23 protein-coding genes are annotated in these 22,809 nt (G+C 58.0%); 12 read left to right on the forward strand and 11 right to left on the reverse strand.

All coding sequences use genetic code 11. From position 1 onward, the window contains the following. The first annotated feature begins 42 nt into the window (after nucleotides 1-42). Nucleotides 43-315, forward strand: coding sequence for an HU family DNA-binding protein (locus tag KQI82_RS00715; protein WP_216557301.1), 273 nt, complete (start codon nucleotides 43-45; stop codon nucleotides 313-315). Between the two features lie 77 nt (nucleotides 316-392). On the opposite strand, the gene KQI82_RS00720 is transcribed toward KQI82_RS00715, so the two are convergent. Beyond that, nucleotides 393-2,075, reverse strand: coding sequence for a helix-turn-helix transcriptional regulator (locus KQI82_RS00720; protein WP_216557304.1), 1,683 nt, complete (start codon nucleotides 2,073-2,075; stop codon nucleotides 393-395). A gap of 36 nt (nucleotides 2,076-2,111) precedes the next feature. Next, the gene (locus KQI82_RS00725; RefSeq protein ID WP_216557307.1) at nucleotides 2,112-3,446 is read right to left on the reverse strand and encodes an ABC transporter substrate-binding protein; all 1,335 of its coding nucleotides are present in this window, start codon (nucleotides 3,444-3,446) and stop codon (nucleotides 2,112-2,114) included. A gap of 316 nt (nucleotides 3,447-3,762) precedes the next feature. Between KQI82_RS00725 and KQI82_RS00730 the strand changes: the two genes are divergently transcribed. From KQI82_RS00730 to KQI82_RS00745, 4 genes are all read left to right on the forward strand, one after another. Further along, complete coding sequence (locus KQI82_RS00730; RefSeq protein WP_216557309.1) at nucleotides 3,763-4,158, forward strand: hypothetical protein; 396 nt, start codon at nucleotides 3,763-3,765, stop codon at nucleotides 4,156-4,158. Next, nucleotides 4,155-4,469 carry a double zinc ribbon domain-containing protein gene (locus tag KQI82_RS00735; protein WP_216557312.1) on the forward strand — a complete coding sequence of 105 codons (315 nt, stop codon included), beginning with the start codon at nucleotides 4,155-4,157 and terminating at the stop codon, nucleotides 4,467-4,469. Before KQI82_RS00730 ends, KQI82_RS00735 begins: the two co-directional genes overlap by 4 nt. Continuing rightward, entirely contained in the window at nucleotides 4,466-4,939 is a 474-nt protein-coding gene (locus KQI82_RS00740; protein WP_216557315.1) for a hypothetical protein, read from the forward strand. The genes KQI82_RS00735 and KQI82_RS00740 overlap by 4 nt, the downstream gene beginning before the upstream one ends. Before the next feature lie 78 nt (nucleotides 4,940-5,017). Beyond that, the gene (locus KQI82_RS00745; RefSeq protein ID WP_216557318.1) at nucleotides 5,018-9,145 is read left to right on the forward strand and encodes an S-layer homology domain-containing protein; all 4,128 of its coding nucleotides are present in this window, start codon (nucleotides 5,018-5,020) and stop codon (nucleotides 9,143-9,145) included. A gap of 112 nt (nucleotides 9,146-9,257) precedes the next feature. Here the strand turns inward: KQI82_RS00745 and KQI82_RS00750 are convergent, their stop codons facing one another. Next, a complete protein-coding gene (locus tag KQI82_RS00750; protein ID WP_119190805.1) occupies nucleotides 9,258-9,617 on the reverse strand; it encodes a helix-turn-helix transcriptional regulator in 360 nt (119 codons plus the stop codon). Between the two features lie 410 nt (nucleotides 9,618-10,027). Between KQI82_RS00750 and KQI82_RS00755 the strand changes: the two genes are divergently transcribed. The 4 genes from KQI82_RS00755 (at nucleotide 10,028) to KQI82_RS00770 (ending at nucleotide 12,786) form a co-directional block, all read left to right on the forward strand. After that, nucleotides 10,028-10,468, forward strand: a complete 441-nt coding sequence (locus KQI82_RS00755; RefSeq protein WP_216557321.1) for a sigma-70 family RNA polymerase sigma factor — start codon at nucleotides 10,028-10,030, stop codon at nucleotides 10,466-10,468. Next, nucleotides 10,449-10,703, forward strand: a complete 255-nt coding sequence (locus KQI82_RS00760) for a helix-turn-helix domain-containing protein (RefSeq protein ID WP_216557324.1) — start codon at nucleotides 10,449-10,451, stop codon at nucleotides 10,701-10,703. The genes KQI82_RS00755 and KQI82_RS00760 overlap by 20 nt, the downstream gene beginning before the upstream one ends. Before the next feature lie 465 nt (nucleotides 10,704-11,168). Then, nucleotides 11,169-11,381 carry a helix-turn-helix domain-containing protein gene (locus KQI82_RS00765; protein ID WP_021750123.1) on the forward strand — a complete coding sequence of 71 codons (213 nt, stop codon included), beginning with the start codon at nucleotides 11,169-11,171 and terminating at the stop codon, nucleotides 11,379-11,381. A gap of 109 nt (nucleotides 11,382-11,490) precedes the next feature. Further along, nucleotides 11,491-12,786 carry a tyrosine-type recombinase/integrase gene (locus KQI82_RS00770; RefSeq protein WP_216557326.1) on the forward strand — a complete coding sequence of 432 codons (1,296 nt, stop codon included), beginning with the start codon at nucleotides 11,491-11,493 and terminating at the stop codon, nucleotides 12,784-12,786. Between the two features lie 204 nt (nucleotides 12,787-12,990). Here KQI82_RS00770 and KQI82_RS00775 read toward each other — a convergent pair whose 3' ends face one another. From KQI82_RS00775 to kdpA, 8 genes are all read right to left on the reverse strand, one after another. Then, nucleotides 12,991-13,587: a DUF3841 domain-containing protein gene (locus KQI82_RS00775; protein ID WP_216557329.1), complete on the reverse strand. Its 597-nt coding sequence runs from the start codon at nucleotides 13,585-13,587 to the stop codon at nucleotides 12,991-12,993. Further along, a complete protein-coding gene (locus KQI82_RS00780) occupies nucleotides 13,563-14,120 on the reverse strand; it encodes a DUF3841 domain-containing protein (RefSeq protein ID WP_216557333.1) in 558 nt (185 codons plus the stop codon). Before KQI82_RS00780 ends, KQI82_RS00775 begins: the two co-directional genes overlap by 25 nt. 108 nt (nucleotides 14,121-14,228) lie before the next feature. After that, entirely contained in the window at nucleotides 14,229-15,110 is an 882-nt protein-coding gene (locus tag KQI82_RS00785; RefSeq protein WP_216557336.1) for a hypothetical protein, read from the reverse strand. 2 nt (nucleotides 15,111-15,112) lie between these two features. Further along, nucleotides 15,113-15,712 carry a potassium-transporting ATPase subunit KdpC gene (gene kdpC / locus KQI82_RS00790; protein WP_216557339.1) on the reverse strand — a complete coding sequence of 200 codons (600 nt, stop codon included), beginning with the start codon at nucleotides 15,710-15,712 and terminating at the stop codon, nucleotides 15,113-15,115. A 12-nt stretch (nucleotides 15,713-15,724) separates the two neighbouring features. After that, on the reverse strand, nucleotides 15,725-15,847 hold the full coding sequence (locus tag KQI82_RS15730) for a hypothetical protein (protein ID WP_277602899.1): 123 nt from the start codon (nucleotides 15,845-15,847) through the stop codon (nucleotides 15,725-15,727). Between the two features lie 16 nt (nucleotides 15,848-15,863). After that, a complete protein-coding gene (locus tag KQI82_RS00795; RefSeq protein ID WP_216557342.1) occupies nucleotides 15,864-16,016 on the reverse strand; it encodes a hypothetical protein in 153 nt (50 codons plus the stop codon). 76 nt (nucleotides 16,017-16,092) lie between these two features. Beyond that, nucleotides 16,093-18,156, reverse strand: coding sequence for a potassium-transporting ATPase subunit KdpB (gene kdpB / locus KQI82_RS00800; protein WP_216557345.1), 2,064 nt, complete (start codon nucleotides 18,154-18,156; stop codon nucleotides 16,093-16,095). 14 nt (nucleotides 18,157-18,170) lie between these two features. Further along, nucleotides 18,171-19,994 carry a potassium-transporting ATPase subunit KdpA gene (kdpA, locus tag KQI82_RS00805; RefSeq protein ID WP_216557348.1) on the reverse strand — a complete coding sequence of 608 codons (1,824 nt, stop codon included), beginning with the start codon at nucleotides 19,992-19,994 and terminating at the stop codon, nucleotides 18,171-18,173. Nucleotides 19,995-20,277: 283 nt separating this feature from the next. Here kdpA and KQI82_RS00810 point away from each other — a divergent pair, with 283 nt between their 5' ends. From KQI82_RS00810 to KQI82_RS00820, 3 genes are all read left to right on the forward strand, one after another. Further along, nucleotides 20,278-20,430 carry a hypothetical protein gene (locus tag KQI82_RS00810; protein ID WP_216557351.1) on the forward strand — a complete coding sequence of 51 codons (153 nt, stop codon included), beginning with the start codon at nucleotides 20,278-20,280 and terminating at the stop codon, nucleotides 20,428-20,430. Nucleotides 20,431-20,653: 223 nt separating this feature from the next. After that, a complete protein-coding gene (locus KQI82_RS00815; RefSeq protein WP_216557354.1) occupies nucleotides 20,654-21,982 on the forward strand; it encodes a sensor histidine kinase in 1,329 nt (442 codons plus the stop codon). After that, nucleotides 21,942-22,736, forward strand: coding sequence for a response regulator (locus tag KQI82_RS00820; RefSeq protein WP_241426575.1), 795 nt, complete (start codon nucleotides 21,942-21,944; stop codon nucleotides 22,734-22,736). The genes KQI82_RS00815 and KQI82_RS00820 overlap by 41 nt, the downstream gene beginning before the upstream one ends. Nucleotides 22,737-22,809 lie beyond the last annotated feature (73 nt).

Below are 22,809 nucleotides of genomic sequence, written 5' to 3' on the forward strand. Positions count from 1 at the left end.
TATAATGCGGTCATACCACAAATGAGAAGGAGAGCGATTTCTATGAACAAAACTGAACTGATTGCCGCCATGGTGGAAGCCAGCGGTCTGACGAAGAAGGACTGCGAGGCGGCCCTCGCAGCCTTTACCGGCGCGGTGGAGACTGCCATGAAGGGCGGAGACAAGGTGCAGATGGTGGGCTTTGGCAGCTTCGAGGTCAAGGAGCGCCCTGCCCGCGTGGGCCGCAACCCCCGTACCGGCGAGTCCATGACCTACCCCGCCTGCAAGGTGCCGGTTTTCAAGCCCGGCAAGGCCCTCAAAGACGCTATCAAGTAATCATAACACTACGGAACAGAAACGCCCCCCTTGCGCCGTGTCGCTCAGACCGGCGCAAGGGGGGCGCTTTTTCTTTACTATGTTTCGTTCTCCTGTTCCTCCTGCGTCTGACGCAGGATTGCGGCATATTGCTGTACCTTTCGGTAGGAATCAAGCCCCGTCTTTCGGAGAATGCTCTTGGTGTGGCTGTAAATGGTGCTCACCTTAACAGAGAATTGAACGCTCATCTCCTGTGGCCCCATGCCGGCAACATAGCCCTCATAGATCTTGCGCTCCGTACTCGTCAGCTTATCCAGCCCGGTCACAAAGATCCGGTACACCTCCGGGTCGATGTCGTCCTTCTGCGCGTGAGCCATCCGGGATGCGTCCGTCTGTACGGTTTCCAACTGACTTTGCGTTTCCTCGACCTGCGCCTGAAGAAATTCGCTTTGCCGCAGGGCCGCGTCCTTCTCGCTCTCCAGCGCGGAAACAGTCTCCTGATGCGCTTCATCCTGCGCCCGCAGAGATCCGGATACGGCGGCAAATTCGCTGTAGCGCATCTGCCCGTCGCCCCGGTTTTCCTCCGTAAGCTGCCGGAGATCCCGCAGCAGCGGAGAGAGGTATCTGCGGCTGAGGACAATGCAGGCCAGACACAGGGCAAAGAGCAGCAGGAACAGCAGCAAAGCGGTCTGCCAGACGCTGCGTACCACAAGCTGCCGGTAATCCTGCGCGGGGATCAGCACCGCCAATGTCCGGCTTTCGCTGTCTCCACCTGCAGCGGTAAAGTCCATGGTTATGCCTACATAGGAAAGGTCCCCGCACTTCATGGATGTCATGCCGTGACGCATGGGCTTGAGTGTGAGACGGTCGTTAATGGGAACATAGCAGTAGTCTCCCGCACCGCCGGTCATCAGACACCCGCCGCTGTCCAGCGTGTTGGACACGCCGCCCTCCGATGCCATGAGGCAGGCAACGCTTTGAAAGCCAGTAGGCTGCTTGTGGTGAGCTGCAAAATAAGTCTGGTTGACCCCAAAGCCGCACAGTCCGTATACCGTGCCGTCCTCCCCGACCATGGGAATGGTCAGCAGAACGGCCCGCTCCGAGGTGCCGGGAAGGGTGATCAGTGCCGAGGTGCGGCAGGAGGCGGAAGATACCGGCGTGGCCGCATCCGCAAGGCATTGCCGGTAATCCGGCAGAGTCTCCGTGTTGAACTCCCGGCTCCATTTCCGGTGGGGCATGACCCCGTGGGCCTTCCCGATCTCCGCCATGCCTCGGTAGAGCAGCAGATCCCCGGTCAGATGCTCGGCGTTGCTCCGCTGGACATACAGCCCGCTGCGGTCAGCCTCGCCGCTGCTCACGCCGATGGCGGCTTCCAGAATGACAAAGGCTCCGGAGCAGTCCGTCTGACGGGCATACTGGCACAGCGGCTCCAGCAGCGCCTCCTCTACCTGTGAGATGGTGTCAAGATTTCCGTCCAGCTCCGAAAAGGTCATGCCCTGTTCGGCCAATGTGTCCTCCAGAATGTCCGTCATATCCTTGGACAGATGGGCGCTCATGCCGGAGACATTCCGCCAGAGGGAGGCCATATCCGAGCGGAACACCTCCATCTGGATGCTCATGCTTTTGGACAGCTCCTCGCCGGGGGTATTGATCCGCCCGAAAATTTGCAGGCTGACCAGCAGCACCGCGGCCAGAAGAAGGCCCATCGCCGCCATGTAGATCACCAGCTTGTGCTTCATGGAGCGGTTGGCGTAGTTCAGTTTTTCCAGTGCATGGCGCATCGATTTTTACCTGCCTGTGGTTCTTTTTTATCCGCATCAGCCCATGGAGCAAAGCATCGTCCATGTCTCGTTGGCCAGCTCATCCACGCTCTCACCGTTCGCAAGGCGGGCGGGATAGGCCTTCTGCGCCTCCCGCAGCGCATCGTAAAGGGCGTTGACCTTGCCGTAATAGCCGGAAAAGCGCGGCTCGGACACCGGTGTATATTCCTGCCTCATGGTGTTCAGCGCGGCGTAGAGATTCTGGTATGCCTGCTGCGGTTCCGGGAAATCCGTATAGTTCTCAATGGCATCGAACGCACCGTTCCGCACGGGCATATAGCCGGTCTCGGCCACAAAATCAAGGTTCCGCTCCGGCTCCGTCAGCCAGTGGACGAACAGGCTCGCGGCCTCCGCCCGCTTTTCATCGGTCTTATAGGCGCAAAGACCCACGCCCGCCTGAGTCATCAGCGCGTCCGCGCCGTCGGTTTTCGGCATGGGCAGGACCTGCAAATTCATCGGCTCCACCGTGCCGTCGAGATAGCTCACCTTATCATTATAGTAGAGGATGGCGGCGGACGAGCCGATGCCGGAGATGGTTTCGCCGGTCATGACCTGCGTATTGGAATAGCGGTCGGACATCTGGATATGCCCCTGCACCAGAGCGCGGGCAAATTCCAGCCAGCTCTCCTTGAAAATGGCGTTGTCCGTGTCGTACCAGCCGTCCTCGGTATAGAAATCCTCCGCACCCTGCTCCATGGCCCGCAGCTCCACAGCGCGGAGAGGATAGTCCAGAGCGCAGAAGGTCTTGCCGCCGCTGTAGTCATAGAAAGCGCCGGCGGTCTGATAAAAGCCCTCCCATGTGGTAAGGTCGCTGTACTGCGCGCCGGTGGCGGCGGAGAAGCGGTCAAAGGCGGAGCCGTTGAGCATCAGCACATGGGTGGATTTGGACATGGGGAATACCAGCAGCTTGCCGTCCGCCGTGCCGTCGTCCAGAAAGCCGGAAACGAACTCCTCGCGCTCCTTCTCGGTAAAGAGGTCGTTCCAGTCCACCACGTTCTCTGCCCCCAGCGCCATCGCATCCCCAATGTGGCAGGTGAACACATCCGGCATCTCCGGAAGCTCGGAGCCGCCCGCCTGCGCCTGCAGCAGAAACGCACCGATCTGAGAGGCGCTGCTGGTAGCGGTGACGGTCACTCGCACGCCCTTTTCCGCGCCCACCGTCCGGTTGAACTCGTCCACAAGCTCGTCCATGGGAGAGCCGGACTGCTCGCCGTAGACGTGCCAGAAGGTCAGCGTCACAGGGTTATCCTTGTCCAGCAGCGATTTCTCGCAGCCGGTGAGGGAGAAAATCATCAGCGCCGCCAGCAGCGCGGCAAAAAATCTTGGTTTCATGCGTTAAACCTCCAGATCGAACAGGCGTTTGGCGAATTGGCGTATTTTTGATGGTTTTTGAAAATTTTTTTGTCTCCGTCTACCCAATTTCGGGTTTTTGGAGATGACAGGAGCGAGGAAATATGGTACACAACAGGAGAACGGACGGTCAAGCAACACTTCGGAGCGTCCGGTCAGCAGAGAGAAATCGGAAAGGGGTACCCCTTTCCGTTGGAGCTATGCTCCAACGGAAGGACCGCTCGCCCCCATTTGATTTTCTCGCATTATAGCACAACCCCCAGTTCTTCGCAAGAAAAAACGGAAGGGAGGAATGTCTGTGGCCGAATCACAGAAAACAGCAACGTACAAGGTCGTTGCGGACGCCGGAGGCGGGCGGGTGTTTCGCTTCTACTGCGACATCTCCGGTGAGCTGTGCTGCGTGACCAAGCCCATCCGGGCGGACACGGAGGAAGCGGCGCTGGAGATCGCGTGGGACAAGGAGGGCAAGTGGGAGTTCAACCTCTGCCCCAAATGCGGGAAGTATGTATCCTCCGCTATGTTCAATGTCAACGCGGGGCTGTGTCTGGACTGCGCCCCGTGGGAAACGGAGTTCCCCGCCTTTTGCCATCACTGCGGTGTGCGGCTCCGGGAACCGGACGCCTGCTTCTGCCCCGTCTGCGGGGCGAGATTGCAGGTGGGCGGCACAGACGGAAAGGAGGGAGCCGCCGAATGACAGATTATGACCTGAGAACCGAACGAGCCCTGCGCCGGGTGGTGCTGCTGGAATATGGCTTCGGGCCGGAGACATTGCGGGGACGCAAGGTCTGCCCGGTCTGCGGCAAGGCCAACAGCGCCGGTCAGACGGACTGCGCCGACTGCGGCGCTGCCCTGCCGGAGAATACACTCTATGACTTTTACCGTTCCCGCCACCGCTGCTGCCCCGGCTGCGGCGTGGCCGTCACCAATGTGGCGCGGTACTGCCCCGAATGCGGGACGCGCTTGCCGAAGGCAGGCGTGACACGGAGAAAGGGGGCGGCGGTTTGAGCTTGTTCCGAAAGCGGGAGCCGCCTGCCAGCGGCCCCGGAGCGGAGCTGCCGCGCGCGGCGGTCTGCTTCCCCTCCCGCGCCATGACCCGCCGCGCGGCGGACTGGCTGGGTAATTTGGGCGGCTGCCGTCCGCTGGGCATCCTATCCGACGACTGCGATGATGTGGTCTGGCAGTGTACGGCGGAGAAGGCGGATCTTCTGCTGCTGGAGCTGGACTTTTCAAACGGAGTGGAGGATAAGGATGTTTCCGGCCGCTGCGACATCGCCGTCGAGGTGCGGAGGAGACTGCCGGAGTGCCGCGTCTACCTCCTCTGCGAGGACGGCCATCCGGAGAAGCTGGCCGCGCTGGATAAGGCTGTGGAGCTGAAGCTCATCGACGGCTACTGCATCGGCGACCTTTCCGCGCAGCAGATGCGTACATGGCTCGACGAAACAGCAGAGACCATGCCGGGCGGGAGCGCCCGGTAAAAACCGACCCGGCGGCCGCGGGCCGGGGACAAAAACGCGGCGCACAACAAATTCTTTCTATGAAGGAGGCAACGATCTATGCAACGAACAAAAAGCAAAATCCTGAGCATCCTACTCAGCCTGGTGATGCTGCTCTCGCTGCTCCCCACCACGGCGCTGGCGGCAGCCTATCCGGATCACGTCAGGGTGTTCAACGAAAGCGGCACTATTACCAGCCTCAGCGACGGGCAATACCTTGCCGCAAATAATGCTGCCAGCGCAAGCGACGGCTATATCGACGGCACTTCCTATGTCGCACGCTATGAGAAGTCCAGCGGTACGCTGTACCTCAACGACTACCACGGCCTTGCGACAGAGGACAGTATTTTTGCGGCCGGCGACCTGAACATTGTGGTTGAGAGTAACAGCAGCTTTACCACAAGCACGACAGCTACCAATCCTTTGCGCGGCATACGGGCCGACGGCGGCACGCTGACCATCTCCGGCACCGGCACGCTGACTGTGACTGCGAAAGGTAATGGTACTGTCTATGGCATTTCCGCAGATAAGGGCGTCACAATCTCCGCACCGCTGGATGTGCAGGTCGGGAAAGTGGATTCATCGCAGAACGGCCCGGTATACGGCATTCATGCACAGAGCGGTACGATCTCTCTGCCCGGCAACGATATGACCGTTACCGCAACAGGCGGAGCGGAGAATGCCTACGGTGTTTACAACGAAGCACAAACATCGTCGTCCGCAGCCGGCAACGGCAACATCACCATCAGCGGAAAGCTGACCGTGAACCTGAGCGGCGGTAGTAACTACAATAGAGGTATTAGCTCGCAAGGCGGCGACATCACGTTGAATGGCGCAACGGTGAAGATCCTCGGCAGTTATCGTTACGGCATCTTCAATTTAAAAGGAAATGTTGTCATCACGAACAGCCCTAATGTGGAACTCACCTCTACTACATCAAGCAGTGAGGGAATTTGTACATACGATGGCGGCGATCTGACCATTGAGAACAGCACCGTCAAGGTAAGTGTAGATACTCTTGCGGCAAGTCTCAAAGGAAATGTGTCGATCAAGGATTCAACGGTCGAGCTAACATCAAAATATAACCATTACGAAGTTATTAGGACAGGTAACAGCAGCGCGGTGAATACGATCAACCTTTCCACCAAAGGCTCGGTGACGCTCACCGCATCGGGCGAGCAAACAAACGCCATGATCAGCAGCCCGGTATCTCTCGGCGCCAACACGAAATGCGAAAAGGGCAAGATTGACAACGACAGCTATGACGGCGAATACGACGGCAGCAGCAAAACCGTCCTCAAGTTCGTGCATGATGCCCCTGCGTCCACGGCTAACATCAGCCTTGATAAGACCGGCACCGTGGACTTTGGCAGCATGGAAGAGAGCTACACTGCCGCTCCGGCAGCGCAGACCGTTATCATCACCAACAACGGCACGGCGGCTACCGGCCCGCTGACCATCGCGTTGGATGGTGCCAATAAGACCGATTTCACGCTGAACAAGAACAGCATCACGGATATTGCAGCCAGCGGTACGGACACCTTCACCGTGCAGCCCAATCCCGGGCTGACTGCCGGTATTTATAACGCTACCGTTAAGGTCAGCGGCACCGGCGTCACCGAGCAGAGCTTCAATGTGCAGTTCACCGTGACACCAAAGATAACCCTGATCCCTCGTCCCACCGCCACCGCCGGCCTCGTCTATAACGGCACGGAACAGACCGGCGTGAACGAGAGCGCGGGCTATACCCTCATCGGCACCTACAAGGCGACCAATGTGGGAGCCACGAGCTACACCGCCGTCGCAAAGCTGAACAGCAACTATAAGTGGAGCGATGGCGGCAACGAGGATGTGACGATTAACTGGAACATCGGCCAGAGAACGCCGACCGCCGCAGACTTCAACTTTACCCCGCCGGCCTATTTGACCTACGACGGCAACAATAAGACAGCCAGCTTCACCCTTACGAGTCCCTTTACGAACTCCGGCGCAATCACCGTCAAGTATGAAAAGGACGGCGCTTCCGTGACCGAAACCAAGGATGTCGGAGATTATACCGTCAAAATTGATGTTGCAGCTGGAGACAACTTCACCGCAGGCTCTAATCTGAATAATCCTGCATGGACATTCTCCATCACTCGGGCTGATCAGAGTGCGCCTACCGGTCTCGGCGTGGCGGCTCCCACCGCCAGCGGCGGCAAGGGCAAGATCACCGGCACCACCGACAAGATGGAGTACAGTACCGACAGCAGCTTTACTTCTCCTGCTGGTACGACCTGCACGGATACGGAAACCGAGGTTGCCACCGGCACCTACTATGTGCGCTTCAAGGCAGACAGCAACCACAACGCGGGCGCTACGGCGACTGTGACGGTTCCTGCTTACAGCGCGACACCGTACAGCATTACCGTAACCAATGACGGTAACGGCAATGCCAGCGCCGACAAGCCCTCTGCTGTGGCGGGCGAGACCGTCACCCTGACGGCCACCCCCAGCAGCGGCTATGTCTTTGACGAATGGGTTGAAAAGAATCCCACCAGCTTGATCATCGGCACAGACGGCAAGTTTACCATGCCCAGTGGGAATGTGAGCGTCAAGGCGACCTTCAAGGGCGCTGCCCTCACCGGCACGGCAAGCATCACCGGCGACTTGAAGTATGGCGCGGAGCTGACCGCTTCCCTCGCCAGCACCAACAACACCGGCACTCTGACCTACAAGTGGTATCGCAGCGGTGAGACTACCGCAATTGCGACCAATACCACCGGCAAGTACACGCTGGTCGCAGACGACATCGACAAGACCATCACCGTGGAGATCACCAGCAGCGTTCAGAGCGGCAAGATCCCCAGCTCGGCGACAGGGACCATCGAGAAGGCGGATTGCCCTTATGCTCCTACTGCGTTCACACTCACCTTTACGCCCAACGCCGATGGCACGACCTTTACGGCGACCATCCCTGCGTTTGCAGGCGGCGAGTACAGCTTCGATGGCATGACCTATTCACCGACCACCAGCACAAAGATCGACTGCAACCCCAATACAAGCTACACCGGCCATGCGAGGATCGCAGAGACTTCCACTCACAAGGCCAGCGCACCGACCAGCAGTACGCAGACTTCCCCGAAGCTGACCGTTGCCACCCCGACCTTTGCGCCCAACGGTGCGAGCGGCTTCACCGGCACGCAGAGCGTCACCATCTCCTGCGCTACGGCAGGCGCAAAGATTTACTACACCACAGATGGCACAGATCCGACGGCCTCCAGTACCGAGTACACGCCCGCTCTCAGCCTGACCTCCACCACGACGGTCAAGGCTATCGCGGTCAAGGCAGGCATGAATGACAGCGCAATCGCAACGGCTACCTTCACCAAGTATTCCGGCGGCGGCGGTGGCGGCGGCGGCTCCTACACCCCCAGCTACACCGTTTCCGTGGATAAGACCGAGAACGGCACCATTACCGTTTCTCCCAAGTCTGCCTCCAAGGGCGATGCCGTGACCATCACCGTGAAGCCCGACAAGGGCTACGAGCTGGACACGCTCAAGGTTCTGGATAAGAACGGTGATAAGGTAAAGCTCACCGAGAAGAACGGCAAGTACACCTTCACCATGCCTACGGGCAAGGTCACGGTCAAGGGCAGCTTCGTTGAAGAGGCTCCGGTGCAGATTTTCAAGGATGTTCCCGTGGACGCTTACTACTATGAAGCGGTCAAGTGGGCGGCAGAGAAGGGCATCACGGGCGGCGTCGGCAACGGCCTGTTCGCTCCCAACCAGCCCTGCACCCGCGCTCAGATCGTCACCTTCCTGTGGCGCGCAGCCGGTTCTCCCGCTCCCAAGAGCATGAGCAGCTTCGCGGATGTTCCTGCTGACGCCTTCTATGCCAAGGCGGTTGCGTGGGCCGTGGAGAATGGCATCACCGGCGGCACCGGCGACGGCAAGTTCAGCCCCGACGCTACCTGCACCCGCGCACAGAGCGTGACCTTCCTGTACCGCGCGGCGGGCAGCCCCAAGGTCAGCAGCAGCGCTGAGTTCGGTGATGTGGCGACCAATGCCTATTACGCCGACGCGGTGGCATGGGCCGCCAAGAACGGCATCACCGGCGGCATCGGCGGCGGCCTGTTCGGCTCCGGCAACGACTGCACACGCGCTCAAATCGTGACGTTCCTCTATCGTAACTATCAGAGCAAGTAACCGTATACTAACCCCGCAATAAGAACGGCGGCAAAGGATCACCATGTCCTTTGCCGCCGTCTTTTTATCTTTTGGAGCAAAAAAGAAGCAGGGTGTAACCCCCACTTCTCCGTTACTGATCTTTCTTTTTCTTCATTTTCTCTACCTGACGACAGAGATCGATATAGTCCCTTGATTCAGTATCGTCTTTTCCGGAGAAGAACTCCAGAACATCGGCGCTGACGGAATTTGGACGAGAGGTGCCAGCGTGTGCTATGGCATCCAAGCTGATGTGCAGCTCACGGGCAATAAGGAAAATAGTTTCGCCCTTCGGATTGCTGCGACAGATCTCCAAATCCATGATCGTTCTTGTATTCATGCTTAGCTTGCGGGCTAATTCTCGCTGAGAAAGACCCCGTTCCTCTCTGGCCTCTCTCACAGCCTTTGCCAGAAGATCGAGCGCAACATACACATTCATCACCTCTACTACCATTTTAGTGTGTACTCCAGCTCACTTAAATTAGTATGTAGGGCAGTATTATGATGTACCGTAACTCACCATCGGAAAGGAGTTGTATTTTTTGAAGCAAATTTCTAAATTAAGGAATTTCCAGTAAAAGACCGCGTTTGTTGGTGCGATGCGGGTAGCGGACCTTAGTCAAATTGATAGAAGCACGGCTATTTATCATATAGCTTTTACGGTTCTAAACGGTGTATTCAACTACACCGCTTTGTATTGCTTAAATTACCATATTTTCTTTTTCCATCGGCTCATTATGCCGTTGGAAAATTTTTTTGAAAATTTTTGCCGAAAAGTGCGCAAAACCACCCCTCCCAATCGGGATATAAGCAAAGGGGAAAATACACCGCCTCCCGCGGTTCGGGAAGGAGGTGCAAAAACTCATGGAGCTGACGCCGTCCCGGAAGGAAACTGCTCGGCATGAATTCGACAGGCTATGCAAGATGGTGCTGCGCGGAGAGGCCATCGATTATGACAATCACATCGCATGGTGCTCCAAGCATGAGACTTCCCTTTCGTGGTTGTCAGAAAGTCAGGAGAGACAGTTGGGCGTACTGGACGAGTACCCGTGCGAACGATTCTGCTTTCAGGTGCAGGGCTATACCATCCCTATCCGCAGCGAAATCCTTGCCAATGCCCTTGTGAAGCTGTCTGAGAAAAAGCGGGATATTATTCTGCTTGCGTATTTTTTGGACATGACCGATCAGGAGATCGCGGATAAGCTGGATATGGTCCGATACACCGTGCAGCGCAGACGTGCAAAGTCTCTTAAGGAATTAAAAAAGAAAATGGAGGTTGATAGCAGTGACGAACAAACCGGGTAATGCGAATGTATCCCTGCTCCCTTTTTCCACCATTGAAGCAGCATCTTCCGGAGATGTGGATGCGATCAATGCCGTGCTGCGGCACTACGAACGCTATATGGCGGCTCTGGCGACAAGGCGGCTCTATGATGAGAACGGCGTTGAGCATCTTTGCATTGATGAAGAAAAGCTATGCAGGATGCGAACAAAGCTGATCACCAAGATCATTGAATTCAAGGTGATCCGAACCGTGTGAATACATCTGCCGCTCAGGAATGTGTTTGCCCCTTTCCACACTTCTGCGGCGGCATCTCCGTGCATCTGCGAGGAAAGGCCCTTATCTCATGGATAAGAGCCTTTCCCGGCTGATACACAGCCTGATATATGCACCTTGAAAACGCGCGCTGCGCTGCATAGGCAAACGGATAACGTTCCGAGCCGGACGAGCCGGCAGACGGCGCGCCAAGACCCATCCAGATAACTGGACAGGCGAGCGAGCAAGCCAGTCTGTAACCGTGCGTGGCAGCACGGTGGCCATGACTCCGAGTTTGGGATAATGATACTCCCGCGTTGAACGCCCTCAAAGCATTGCGCGGCGCACCCATCAGCATGGGCCGGGGTGAGACTCCCGTGGGCGGCTGCCAGCCGCCGTCCGTTCTTGCCATCATTTATAGCGAGATAATAACAACCTATAATTTTTACTATTTTGGGAGGTATCCCCATGACAGATAAAATCGGCTTAACGATTGAAGAAGCCGCAGACTATACAGGCATTGGCAGAAACACCATGCGGAAGCTCGTGGAATGGGAGAAGATTCCCGTACTGCGGATCGGACGCAGATACATCATCCGCATAGATGTCATTCATAAGTTCATGGAAGCCAACCAGGGTGCAGATCTTCTGGTGCGGGAACAGGTCCGTGCGGTCAGATGAAGGACAGGACAGTGCGGAGCTTTTTATTTGCCGGTTCATGTGAGGTCTGCTATAATAGCAGACAACACATCATAACAGCTCCGTTTGCCGCTATGAGAGGAGAAGCACTATGGCAAAAGGTTCTGTAAGAAAAAAGGGAAAGAAGTGGTACTATCGGTTCTATGTAGAGGATGCCAGCGGCAACAGCGTTCAGAGGGAGTTTCCCGGTTCTGAGAGCAAGAGCGAAACGGAAGCCATGCTCCGCAAGGCCATGGCGAATTATGAGGAAAAGCAATTCGTAGCAAAATCCGAAAATCTAACCCTTGCAGGGCTGCTGGACAAGTGGATTGAGGAGGAACTGAAGCCCGGTTCTCTGAGCAACGGCACGGTGGCCGCCTACATCGACACAGCCAGACGCATCAAGAAGCACCCCATCGCTGACCGTAAGCTGAAGAAGATCACACCGGATCATCTGCAAAGTTATCTGGACCTGCTGAGCCTTGGCGGTGAATGGCCGGACGGCACGGTAAGGAAAGCGCTGAGCAGCGGTTCCATGCGGCAATACTCCGCCGTGCTGCAAGGTGCGTTCCGTTTCGCGGTATTCCCTAAGCAGTATCTCTCCTTCAACCCCATGCAGTACATCGTGTACCGCAAGAGGACGGAGGACTACGACCTGTTTTCGGAGGACGGTGCGGAGGAGGATATTCCCATTATCCCGACGATTTCCTACGAACAGTTTCTTGAATTGAATGAGATGCTGTTCAAAAAGAAAAACCCCGCCCTTCTGCCTATCCAGATCGCGTACTACACCGGACTTCGCATTGGCGAGGTTTGCAGCCTGACCTGGCAGGACATTGACCTGAAGGAGCAGCGGCTGACGGTGAGACGCAGCATCCGCTACAACTCGGCGCGGCACAGGACGGAGATTGGCACCACGAAGCGCAAAAAGATCCGCTCAGTGGATTTCTGCAACACACTGGCGGAGATTTTGAAAGAGGCAAAGAAAACGCAGATGCTTGACCGCCTTGCCTGTGGACCGCTATACAGCCAGAATTACTACTTGACCATTGAAGAAAAGAACCGCACCTACTATGAGGTTTACAGCCTGCCGGTTTCGGAGCATCCTCCAGAGGGTTATCAGGCGATCAGCTTTGTCTGTGTGCGGCAGGATGGCAGGTATGAGTCTCCGGCAACGGTTTCCAATGTGTGTCAGGTAGCAAAGAAAAGAGTGGACGGCATGGAGAGTTTTCATTTCCATCAGCTCCGCCACACCTTCACCAGCAATCTGCTGTCCTACGGCGCAGCGCCGAAGGACGTGCAGGAGCTTCTTGGCCATTCGGATGTGACGACCACAATGAATATTTACGCACACGCAAGCAGAGAGGCTAAGCGCGATGCCGCGAAACTGCTGGACAAGGTGCAATAAGACTTTCCCTTGTTCTTTTCCGGCAAGGGAAAAAACAAGGGAAATTGAGAGCAGAGAAACATCCAGATGCCTTGAAAAGCAAGCAATTTCAGCACTTCCAAGAAAAATGATTTATAAATCGGAATTTGCAAAAGTTTCTCCACGCGTAAATCCCAATAGGAAAAGCATACGGCGCGGCAGACGACCGCGCCGTATGCTTTTCTTCTATTGGGGCGGCGGAACCCGCTGCCGTCTGATCCACTCGCTCCTGATCTGCCAGAGTCCGGCCTGCACGCCTCCCACGCCGCTCATATCCCCTTCCCGAATCCGATCGTGGTGCCGGAACAGCCGCTCCCAGCTCTCCAAAATCCGCTTCTTCCACTGGGGGTGGAACTTCGTCAGCATCACGTCGGTCTCCCGCAGTCCGCAGCGGGCAAGCTCTTTTTGAAACGACCGCTCCTCCCGCTCGTTCTCCCCGATATAGCGCAGCTGCATGACCTTGTTCCAATCGTACAGGTCAAAGAGCACCGCCTGATCAAGGGGCACATCCAAGGTCAGCGCTTCTCCCGTCCCCGTCCGGTCCACGCTGTAGAGCGCGCCAAAGGCCCAGTAGGGAAACTCTGCGCCCCGGGGCCTTGGCACAATGTTCTCCATCCGACTCACAAACCAGGAGTAGGCAGTGAGGAAAACAGGCGCGCTCTCCCCGTACTTGCCTCGGACATACTCCTCCCTGGAAAAGCAGACTCCATCCCGCTCCAAAACCCGCAGCACCACGTCGGACTGAGCGGTGTAAAGCCTTATCGTGTCACATGACTGACCCATTCCCGCCTCACCTCCCAAATGGTCCCGTATCTGAGTTCGCTGCCCAGGTGCACGCTGTCGTCAAACAGGCGATCCCAACTGTCCACGATTTCCTCTCTGATCTCAGGGTAAAACCGGGACAGATAGGCCTTGGCGTCGCTGACACCATACTCCGCCAACAGTTTCGAATGGCGCCTTGCGTCATTGGCGTCGGCGGGAATATAGGAGAAGTTGAGGATCGTCCCCCATTTGGAGACGTGGATGGGGGTGATAAGCGCCTCGTCCATGGTCAGCTCCAGCAGCACGGTGTCTTGCTGCGGCAGCATGGCGGCGTCCTGCCGGTAGGAAACCCACACAGGGTACTCCGCGTCGGCGGGGCGGAAGGCCGCGCCGGGGCTGTTGCGCACCAGCCAGTCGTAGGCCTCCAGCACAAGGTCCGTGTGTTCCTCCAGGGTCAGGGCCACATACTCCCGCTTTGATGTGTAGCGCCCCTGACACTCCAACTGTTCCAAGACGCTTATATGCTGCTTAGTCCACACTTTGCACTTACCCATGCTCCGCCTCCTTCGCTTTCGCCCGTCGGCCCTGCTGTTCAACAATATTTTACTATAGCGGTGCAAAAAAGCAAGAGCCGCGGTTTCCGCGCGGCCCCTGCCTTCTGCTCACTTTGTATCTATCGGAAAAATCAGCTTTAAAAAGAGCTTTTCCGCCGGACCGCCCCGGATCAGGTCAAAGCGCCGCTCACGGCCCCGGGAATCCGTGATGTGGAAATTGGCGACGCTCCGCTCCACCCGGAATCCCAGATTTTCCAGCACCATGCGCAGGGCAACCTCCCACTCCAGCAGGTACAGGGGTTCCTGGGTGTAATAGCTTTCCCAGAGCCAATCAAACTCCGCGCTTTGGCGCCCATTCTCCAGAAATTCCCGCCACAGCAGGGCCTTGTGGGCGGCTGTCAGGGCAAAGAGCAGCTGGCGGGGAAAAAGCCGCTCCCAGCTGAGGTAGGAGAACCTGCCGCCTTCCGGCCGCGCCAGCAGGGAGCTTCCCTCCAGCAGCGCCGCGCCCTTCGGCGTCAACGCGGCGCAGGGCACACGGAAGGGCCGGGCCAGACACACCTCCGCCAGCGCGGCGGCACTGTCCCCGTTCTCCATCTCCATCTGTACGGCCAATCCCTGCAGATGGTCAAAGGGCCGCCCGGAGGGGGAGCGCAGGCGCACCAACGCGCTGTCCCGCCCCTCGGCACAGACCGTCCATTCGGCGCTCTCCCTCCCCTCCGTGGTCCCATAGAACCGCAGTGGGCACTGAGCGCACAGCGCGGCGGCGAGGGCGTCCGTGCAATCCAGGACATCCTGCCAGAGGTAGACCGCGTTGCGGTAGAGCAGCGTCAGCGCTGTGCTCCCGGGGAAACGCACAACTGTGGGGCACTCGTCGAACAGTCTGCTGAGAATCCTTCCGATCTCCAAAAACTGTGCCGGCGGCCCATCGGCGCCTGCGGCGGTCGCAATGGAGATTTGCCGCTCACAAATCATCTGAACCGGATAGAGCATACTCACTCCTCCAAGATTCCGTCCAGAGCAAGATTGACCTTTAGCACGTTGACCCTGGGCTCGCCGAACACACCAAGCCACCGTCCGGTGGTGTACCGCTCAATGACCTGGCGGACCTCATCCTCGGTGAGTTCCCGTGCCTGGGCGATACGGTGCACCTGATACTCGGCCGCCTCCGGACTGATCTCCGGGTCCAAACCAGAGCCGGAAACCGTTACCAAGTCCACAGGGATGGGCGTGCCCTCCATAGCCGGGTCCGCCGCTATCAGATTGTCCATCCGCTCCTGGACCATGGCATCCATATCCCGGCCGGCGGGGCTTTTGTTGGTGGCCCAGGCGTACATCACCGGATTGCCCTCATCGTCGGTGAAGGAGCTGAAATCCAGGTTCATGGGCCGGCCCCACAGGTGCCCGGGCTGGGTGAACTGCTGGGCCAACAGCTCCGAGCCGTAGGTTTTTCCGTTGACCTCGATCACGCTGCCGCCCGCCTGCCGGGGAAACAGCGCCTGTGCGACGCCGGTACAAACAAGCGTATAGAGAAGGCCGCAGAGTACGGTCATTACAACCACCAGGCCGAATGCGCGTAAAATCGTCTGTTTCATATGATTGCCTCCTTAAAGGGACGTGGGCATAAACACCGCCCAGCGCAGCAGGACGGCTCCAGCCATCAAAGCGGCCAGTACAAGCAGTTCCCTGACACCCCTTGCTATTTCGATGCGCTTCCCAGACTTTTTCATAATAAATCTCCTATCTTCAAAACCAGCCCAGCAGCAGGCCCAGCGGTAGAGAAACCGTCAGGACCGTCAGGCAGAGCGACAAAAGCATTCCCGCGCCCATAAGGAGCATTGCAGCCGCAAGCGCCAAAGCGGGATGGCGGCAGATGAGTTCCGGCGCCTTTTCAGCCAAGAGGGGCTCCGCCCGTCCCGACGCCTTACGCCGCGGGGCTGAATTTCCGCGGTACATCACAAACATCTCTTCCATTTCACAGGATCAGCATAGCCACGATCAGGTCGATGAACTTGATGGCAAGGAAAGGTACCACAATGCCACCCAGGCCGTACACCATCAGATTGTGGCTGAGCAGCCTTCCCGCCGGAACCTCCCGGTATTTGACGCCCCGAAGGGCCAGGGGGATGAGGGCCACGATGATCAGCGCGTTGTAGATCAGGGCGGAGAGAATGGCGGTGGTGGGGCTTGCAAGGCGCATGATGTTCAGCGCCCCCAGACCCGGATACAGCGTCATAAAGATGGCGGGAATGATGGCAAAGTATTTTGCAATGTCGTTTGCGATGGAAAAGGTGGTCAGGCTGCCCCGTGTCATCAGCAGTTGCTTTCCGATGCGGACAATCTCGATGAGCTTGGTGGGCGAGGAGTCCAGATCCACCATATTCCCCGCCTCCTTTGCCGCCTGGGTGCCGGAGTTCATGGCCACAGCCACGTCGGCCTGAGCCAGGGCGGGAGCGTCGTTGGTGCCATCACCGGTCATGGCCACCAAGTGACCCTCGGCCTGGAACTTGCGGATCATCTCAAGCTTGGCCTCCGGGGTAGCCTCAGCCAGAAAATCGTCCACGCCGGCCTCGGCGGCGATGGCTGCGGCGGTCACCGGGTTGTCGCCGGTGATCATAATGGTCCGGATACCCATTTTCCGCAGGTCTGCAAACTTCTCCTTTACGCCGTCCTTGATGATGTCCTTCAGGTGGATAACCCCCAACACCTTGTGGTTTTTCGCCACCACCAGGGGCGTGCCGCCCTGGCGGGCCACGTCGGCCACTATCTTTTCACACTGGCCGGTAAAGGTTCCGCCGGCGCTTTCCACATAGGCGCGCACCGCCTCGGCGGCTCCCTTGCGGATTTCGCCGCCCTGACAGTCCACGCCGCTCATACGGGTCTGGGCGGTAAAGGGGAGGAAAGTCTTGTCGCCAAGTTCCCGGCCCCGGATGCCGAAACGCTCTTTGGCCAGCACCACGATGGAGCGTCCCTCAGGTGTCTCGTCGGCCAGGGAGCTGAGCTGGGCTGCGTCGGCCAGCTCCTCCTCGCTGACACCATCCACCGGCAAAAAGGCAACGGCCTGGCGGTTGCCCAGGGTGATAGTTCCAGTCTTATCAAGCAGCAGTACGTCGGTATCTCCGGCGGCCTCGATGGCCCGCCCGCTCATGGCCAGCACATTGGCCTGGTTCAGGCGGCTCATACCGGCGATGCCGATGGCGCTGAGCAGCGCGCCGATGGTGGTGGGGGCCAGACAAACCAGCAGAGCCACCAGGGAGACCACAGAGGTGGGATTGCCCATACCCGCCTGCACGGCGGAAAAACCGGAATAGGCGTACAGCGACGCGGTGACCAGGACAAAAATGATGGACAAGGCCACCAGCAGAATCTCAAGCGCGATTTCATTGGGTGTCTTTTTCCGGTTGGCTCCCTCCACCATGGCGATCATTTTATCCAGAAAGGAGCTTCCGGCCTCCTGGGTCACCCGGACCACCAGGTAATCGCTGAGGACGGTGGTGCCGCCGGTGACGGCGGACCGATCTCCACCGGCCTCCCGGATCACAGGCGCGGATTCGCCGGTGATGGCGGATTCATCCACCGAGGCGGCGCCCTCCACCACCTCGCCGTCGGCGCTGACCTGTTCGCCGGCGCTGACCACAAAGAACTCCCCCTTTTTCAGGGTGGCTCCGGGCACATCCACATATTTGGAACGGTCGGAGGGATCGGAAAGCTTATGAGCCGTCACATCCCGGCGGGAGGAGCGCAGGGAATCCGCCTGGGCCTTCCCCCGGCCCTCGGCGATAGCCTCCGCGAAGTTGGAAAACAGACTGGTCAGCCACAAAATGACAGCAATGGTCAAGATGAAGCCACTGGAGACCAGGTGTTCGGAAATTCCAACTAAGGACAGCGCGTACAATGCCGTGGTGAGGATCGCCGACAGGTACACCAGGAACATGACCGGATTTTTTACCTGGTCCCTGGGGGAGAGCTTTTTAAAGGCATCCCGGATGGCTCTGGCCAGGATTGCCTGATCAGCAAAAGGAGATTTTTGATTCGTCATTTTGAACACCTACCTTAACTGAGACCAATCATTTCGGTATATTCCGCGATGGGGCCAAGGGACAGAGCGGGGAAGAAGCTCAGCGCGCCGATGATCAGCACGATGAGGATCAGCAGAAATACGAACATGGCGTTGGAGGTGGAGAGCGTCCCGGCGCTCTCCGCCACCTTCCTCTTGGCGGCCATGCTTCCGGCGATCACAACGGTTGCCGCCATGGGGACAAAGCGGGCGAAGAGCATCACCAGACCAATGCTGATATTGAGGAACGGGGTATTGGCGTTAAAGCCCGCAAATGCGGACCCATTGTTGCCGCCGCCGGAGGAATAGGCATACAGCACCTCGCTGAGGCCATGGGCGCCCGTGTTGTTCAGGCTGTCCATCGTCCCGGGCAGCAGCGCCGCGATGCCGGAGCCGATCAAAATGGCGATGGGTGTGGCCAAGCACAAAAGCACCGCCATCCGCATCTCCCGGGGTTCGATCTTCTTGCCCAGATACTCCGGTGTGCGGCCCACCATCAGCCCGGCGATAAACACCGTCAGGATAACGAATCCGATCATGCCGTACAGCCCGCAGCCCACGCCGCCGAATACGACCTCGCCCAGCATCATCAGCAGCATGGGGATCATGCCGCCGAGGGGCGTATAGGAGTCGTGCATGGAGTTGACAGAGCCGTTGGATGCGCAGGTGGTCCAGACCGCCCAGGTATTGGAGGTAGTGACGCCGAAGCGGGTTTCCTTGCCCTCCATGTTGCCAAGGGCCGTGTCCACCAGGCCATTTTGCTCCAGCACCGGCGTGGCGGCCGCCTCATGGACGGCGCCGATCCACATAGCGGCAATCATCATTATAAACATGGCCAGGAAAATCGCAGTGCCCTGGCGCATCCCGTGGCTCACACCCATTTTGGAGATGCTGCGTCCAAAGGAAAAGCACAACCCCACCGCGATGACCAGCAGGAAGATCATCTCCACTGTATTGGTCAGCAGGTTCGGGTTTTCAAAGGGGTGGGCGGAGTTGTTGCCCAGCACGCCCCCGCCGTTGGTGCCTAACTGCTTCATAGCCACCTGGCTGGCCTGGGGGTAAAGGGGCAGCACCTGCTGCGTCACAATCTGCGCGCCGGGAACCGTCTGGCCGTCCACTGTAACGGTTCCTGCCTCCAGGTCAATCTCCGCGCTGCTGAGCGCATTGCCTTCGACGTCGATGGCAATGGGCTCCACCAAATCCACATACCTGTTGCCGCCCAGGGTCTGGGGTACACCCTGGCTGGTGAGCACCAACGTACTGATCAGGCAGATGGGCAGCAGGATGTACAGCGTGCAACGGGTCAGATCCTGCCAAAAGTTGCCGATGCCCTTTGCCCTGGCCCGGACCAGTCCCCGAATCAAGGCGTAGAGTACGGCGATTCCGCTGGCTGCGGAGACAAAGTTCTGCACCGTCAAACCCATGGCCTGAGAGAAGTTGGACAGCGTCACCTCCCCGGAGTAGGCCTGCCAGTTGGTGTTGGTGACAAAGCTGACCGCCGTATTGAAGGCCAGATGCCAGCTCAGGCCGTCCAATCCCTGGGGATTCCAGGGGAGATGTCCCTGAAACAGCAGGATCAGGAACAGGACAGCAAATCCAAACAGATTAAAGAGGAGGGCCGCGGCCAGATACTTTTTCCAGCCCATATCCTCCTTCGGATCGATGCGCAGGAGTTTGTAAACCCCTCGTTCCACCGGTCCAAGGGTGCGGGAGACCACTGTCCGCTCCCCTCCCATAATTTTGCTCATGTAAATGCCAAGGGGCAGCGCAAGCGCCACCAGGATCACTACATACAACACATACTGAATCGCCGGGTTCATCTCTTTTTCACTCCTCCTTCATCAACACAACCGTCAAATAGACCAATACCGCTATGGTCACCGCGCCGATGACGCCTAAAACGAGTTCCATACTCAGCCCTCCTTTTGTGCCACTATGGTAGCGCAGAACAAATTAGCGTGCCATTCGGGCTCAGCGTCCCGAATTAAAGTTGCGTTAATCCCCGGCTGTTTTCTTGGCTTTATGCGCTTTTAACGCACCGGGCGGAACGCTAATCCCCCACATATGCGGATCGCAGTACAATTGCTCTAAGGAAGTGATCGTATGGGTGATCTGGCGCTGGTGGTTGGACTTGCCTGGGTGGTGCTGTTCGGATTTTGGATCATGGGCCGGCTGGACCGGTTCTTCAGCCGAGGAGGCATTTCGCCCTGCTGGGACGCGGAGGAGGAGCAAACGCCGCGGCAGGGCGGCAAATAACAGGCCAGCCGGCTGAGCGGGGCTTTCACAAAGCGCTCCTCTTTTCGGGTTTTATCCGAAAAGAGGAGCGTTTTCTCTTCTGTCGGCCTTACAGGGCGGCTTTTTGCTCAGGATGTGGAAATTCATCGTGGTTTTACCCCGCGCCACAGGCCGGATGCGCCGGTTGTCCACCGATATGAAATGTGCTATACTGAACCATACGGAAAAGAGGTGGAAAACGGGTATGAGCATCGTTGGATACGTCAATATTTCCCTTGAACTATGGGGCTGCGTGCTGTCGCTTATCGTGGCGATATGCCTGCTGGTCGGCGGGCGTCCCCGCAGCGTCCAAACCCGGCTGTTTTTGCAATTGCTGGTGTGCAACGCCGTGATCCTGCTGTGCGACGCGGCCGCGTGGCTGTTTAAGGGGCGGTCGGGCGCGGTGAGCTGGTGGGGCGTCCGGATCGCCAATTTCCTGGTATTCGCCCTGGGCTATGTGCTGCTGGCTATCTTTACACACTATCTTACCGCGTATCTTGGCCAGCGAACGCCCGTTTCTGCCGCTCCGCTCCGGTTCGTCCGGGCTCTGTGCGCAATTGCGCTCCTGCTGGTGGTGCTCTCCCAATTCAATCACATGTTCTATGTGATTGACGCGCAAAACGTTTATCACCGGCAGCAATGGTTCTGGCTTTCCCAGGTGGGCGGCATCTTTGGGATGTGCGTCAATGCCGGGATCCTTATCCGATACCGCAGGGCGGTCGAGCCCCAGGAGGAGGAGGCGTTATGGTCCTATATCGCGCTGCCGGCCCTGTCAATGTGCATTCAGATATTTGTATATGGCGTAGCTCTGCTGAATCTGGCCACCACCCTCTCCATTCTGGTTATTTTTCTGTTTCTTCAGGCAGAGCAGACCCGGCGTATGAAGGCCCGGGAACTGGAGCTGGCGGAGATGCGCATTTCCATCATGCTCTCCCAGATCCAGCCGCATTTTCTCTACAACGCGCTGACCTCGATCAAGGGTCTGTGCGTGACGAACCCTCAGCGGGCGGAGCAGGCGGTAGACAGCTTTTCCGTGTTTCTGAGAGGCAATATGAATTCGCTGACTGCTCACCAGCCGATCCCCTTTTCTCAGGAACTGACCCATTGTAAAAACTATCTTGAACTGGAGCGGCTGCGGTTCGGCGGGCGGGTAAACGTATTCTACCACCTGCCGGTGACGGATTTTTCCATTCCGACGCTGACCTTGCAGCCCATCGTGGAAAACGCGGTGCGCCACGGCGTGACAAAGCGGCGGGAAGGCGGAACCATCTGGATTCGCACCGGGGAGACGGATACCGGCTGGAAAGTCACCGTTGCGGATGACGGTGTCGGCTTTGATCCGCAGCGCCCCGACGGCCGCAGCCATGCGGGAATCGAAAACGTACGCACACGGTTGGAAAGCCAATGCGGGGGCAGTCTGAGCGTCAAGAGCAATCCCGGGCAGGGGACCACTGTGGAACTCAACATCCCAAAAAAGGGGGAGGGATATGCGCATGACAATATTGGCCGTGGACGACGAGCCCATCGCCCTTGACGTGCTGTGCCGCGCCATCCGGAAAGCCGTACCCGACTGCGCCCTGATCCCGTTTACCGACCCCCGGGCCGCGCTGGACGAGGTGCGGCGCCGCCCGATTTCCCCCAATGCTGCCTTTCTGGATGTGGAGATGTTCGACTTGACCGGGCTGGAGCTTGCCAAACAGCTGAAGGACCTCTATGCCAATGTAAACATCATCTTTGTGACCGGGCACGCGGACTACATGGGGGAGGCGTTCTATCTTCACGCTTCGGGCTATATCCTGAAGCCAGCGAGCCCGGAAGCGATTCTTACGGAGTTGGACAATCTGCGCCGTCCAGTGAAAGACGGCCGGGACGGTCGTTTGCGGGTACAGTGCTTCGGCAATTTTGAGGTGTTCCTGGGGGAACAGCCGCTGAACTTCGCGCGGAGCAAGACCAAGGAACTGTTCGCTTATCTGGTAAACCGCCGAGGAGCAGTCTGCACCGTGCGGGAGCTGGCCGCCGTGCTCTGGGAGGACAGGTCCAACTCCCCCGCCGTCCAGAGCCATCTGCGGCAGTTGGTCAAGGACCTGACCGACACCCTGGCGGCGGCAGGGGCTCCCAATGTGCTGCTGAAGGGGCGCGGCCGCCTGTCCGTGGTCCCCGACGCGTTTTCCTGCGATTACTACGATTTCATCAGCGGCAGCATACAGGCGGTCAACGCCTATATGGGCGAATACATGGCGCAGTACAGCTGGGCGGAGTTCATGATTGCCTATTTTGACAAGCAATAAGCCGCAGCCACGACATCAATCCTTCTTTGAGCGGTCCCTTCTTTTGAGAGGGGACCGCTTTTTTGTCACGCTT

Origin of the sequence: Dysosmobacter acutus (assembly GCF_018919205.1) — a bacterium.
Classification (GTDB): domain Bacteria; phylum Bacillota; class Clostridia; order Oscillospirales; family Oscillospiraceae; genus Oscillibacter; species Oscillibacter acutus.

Excerpts from the sequence above, each read along its gene's own strand:
- KQI82_RS00715 (WP_216557301.1), top strand. The coding sequence starts at position 43 with ATGAACAAAACTGAACTGATTGCCGCCATGGTGGAAGCCAGCGGTCTG.
- KQI82_RS00720 (WP_216557304.1), bottom strand. The coding sequence starts at position 2,075 with ATGCGCCATGCACTGGAAAAACTGAACTACGCCAACCGCTCCATGAAG.
- KQI82_RS00725 (WP_216557307.1), bottom strand. The coding sequence starts at position 3,446 with ATGAAACCAAGATTTTTTGCCGCGCTGCTGGCGGCGCTGATGATTTTC.
- KQI82_RS00735 (WP_216557312.1), top strand. The coding sequence starts at position 4,155 with ATGACAGATTATGACCTGAGAACCGAACGAGCCCTGCGCCGGGTGGTG.
- KQI82_RS00745 (WP_216557318.1), top strand. The coding sequence starts at position 5,018 with ATGCAACGAACAAAAAGCAAAATCCTGAGCATCCTACTCAGCCTGGTG.
- KQI82_RS00750 (WP_119190805.1), bottom strand. The coding sequence starts at position 9,617 with ATGGTAGTAGAGGTGATGAATGTGTATGTTGCGCTCGATCTTCTGGCA.
- KQI82_RS00755 (WP_216557321.1), top strand. The coding sequence starts at position 10,028 with ATGGAGCTGACGCCGTCCCGGAAGGAAACTGCTCGGCATGAATTCGAC.
- KQI82_RS00765 (WP_021750123.1), top strand. The coding sequence starts at position 11,169 with ATGACAGATAAAATCGGCTTAACGATTGAAGAAGCCGCAGACTATACA.
- KQI82_RS00770 (WP_216557326.1), top strand. The coding sequence starts at position 11,491 with ATGGCAAAAGGTTCTGTAAGAAAAAAGGGAAAGAAGTGGTACTATCGG.
- KQI82_RS00775 (WP_216557329.1), bottom strand. The coding sequence starts at position 13,587 with ATGGGTCAGTCATGTGACACGATAAGGCTTTACACCGCTCAGTCCGAC.
- KQI82_RS00780 (WP_216557333.1), bottom strand. The coding sequence starts at position 14,120 with ATGGGTAAGTGCAAAGTGTGGACTAAGCAGCATATAAGCGTCTTGGAA.
- KQI82_RS00785 (WP_216557336.1), bottom strand. The coding sequence starts at position 15,110 with ATGCTCTATCCGGTTCAGATGATTTGTGAGCGGCAAATCTCCATTGCG.
- kdpC (WP_216557339.1), bottom strand. The coding sequence starts at position 15,712 with ATGAAACAGACGATTTTACGCGCATTCGGCCTGGTGGTTGTAATGACC.
- KQI82_RS15730 (WP_277602899.1), bottom strand. The coding sequence starts at position 15,847 with ATGAAAAAGTCTGGGAAGCGCATCGAAATAGCAAGGGGTGTCAGGGAA.
- kdpB (WP_216557345.1), bottom strand. The coding sequence starts at position 18,156 with ATGACGAATCAAAAATCTCCTTTTGCTGATCAGGCAATCCTGGCCAGA.
- kdpA (WP_216557348.1), bottom strand. The coding sequence starts at position 19,994 with ATGAACCCGGCGATTCAGTATGTGTTGTATGTAGTGATCCTGGTGGCG.
- KQI82_RS00810 (WP_216557351.1), top strand. The coding sequence starts at position 20,278 with ATGGGTGATCTGGCGCTGGTGGTTGGACTTGCCTGGGTGGTGCTGTTC.
- KQI82_RS00815 (WP_216557354.1), top strand. The coding sequence starts at position 20,654 with ATGAGCATCGTTGGATACGTCAATATTTCCCTTGAACTATGGGGCTGC.
- KQI82_RS00820 (WP_241426575.1), top strand. The coding sequence starts at position 21,942 with ATGACAATATTGGCCGTGGACGACGAGCCCATCGCCCTTGACGTGCTG.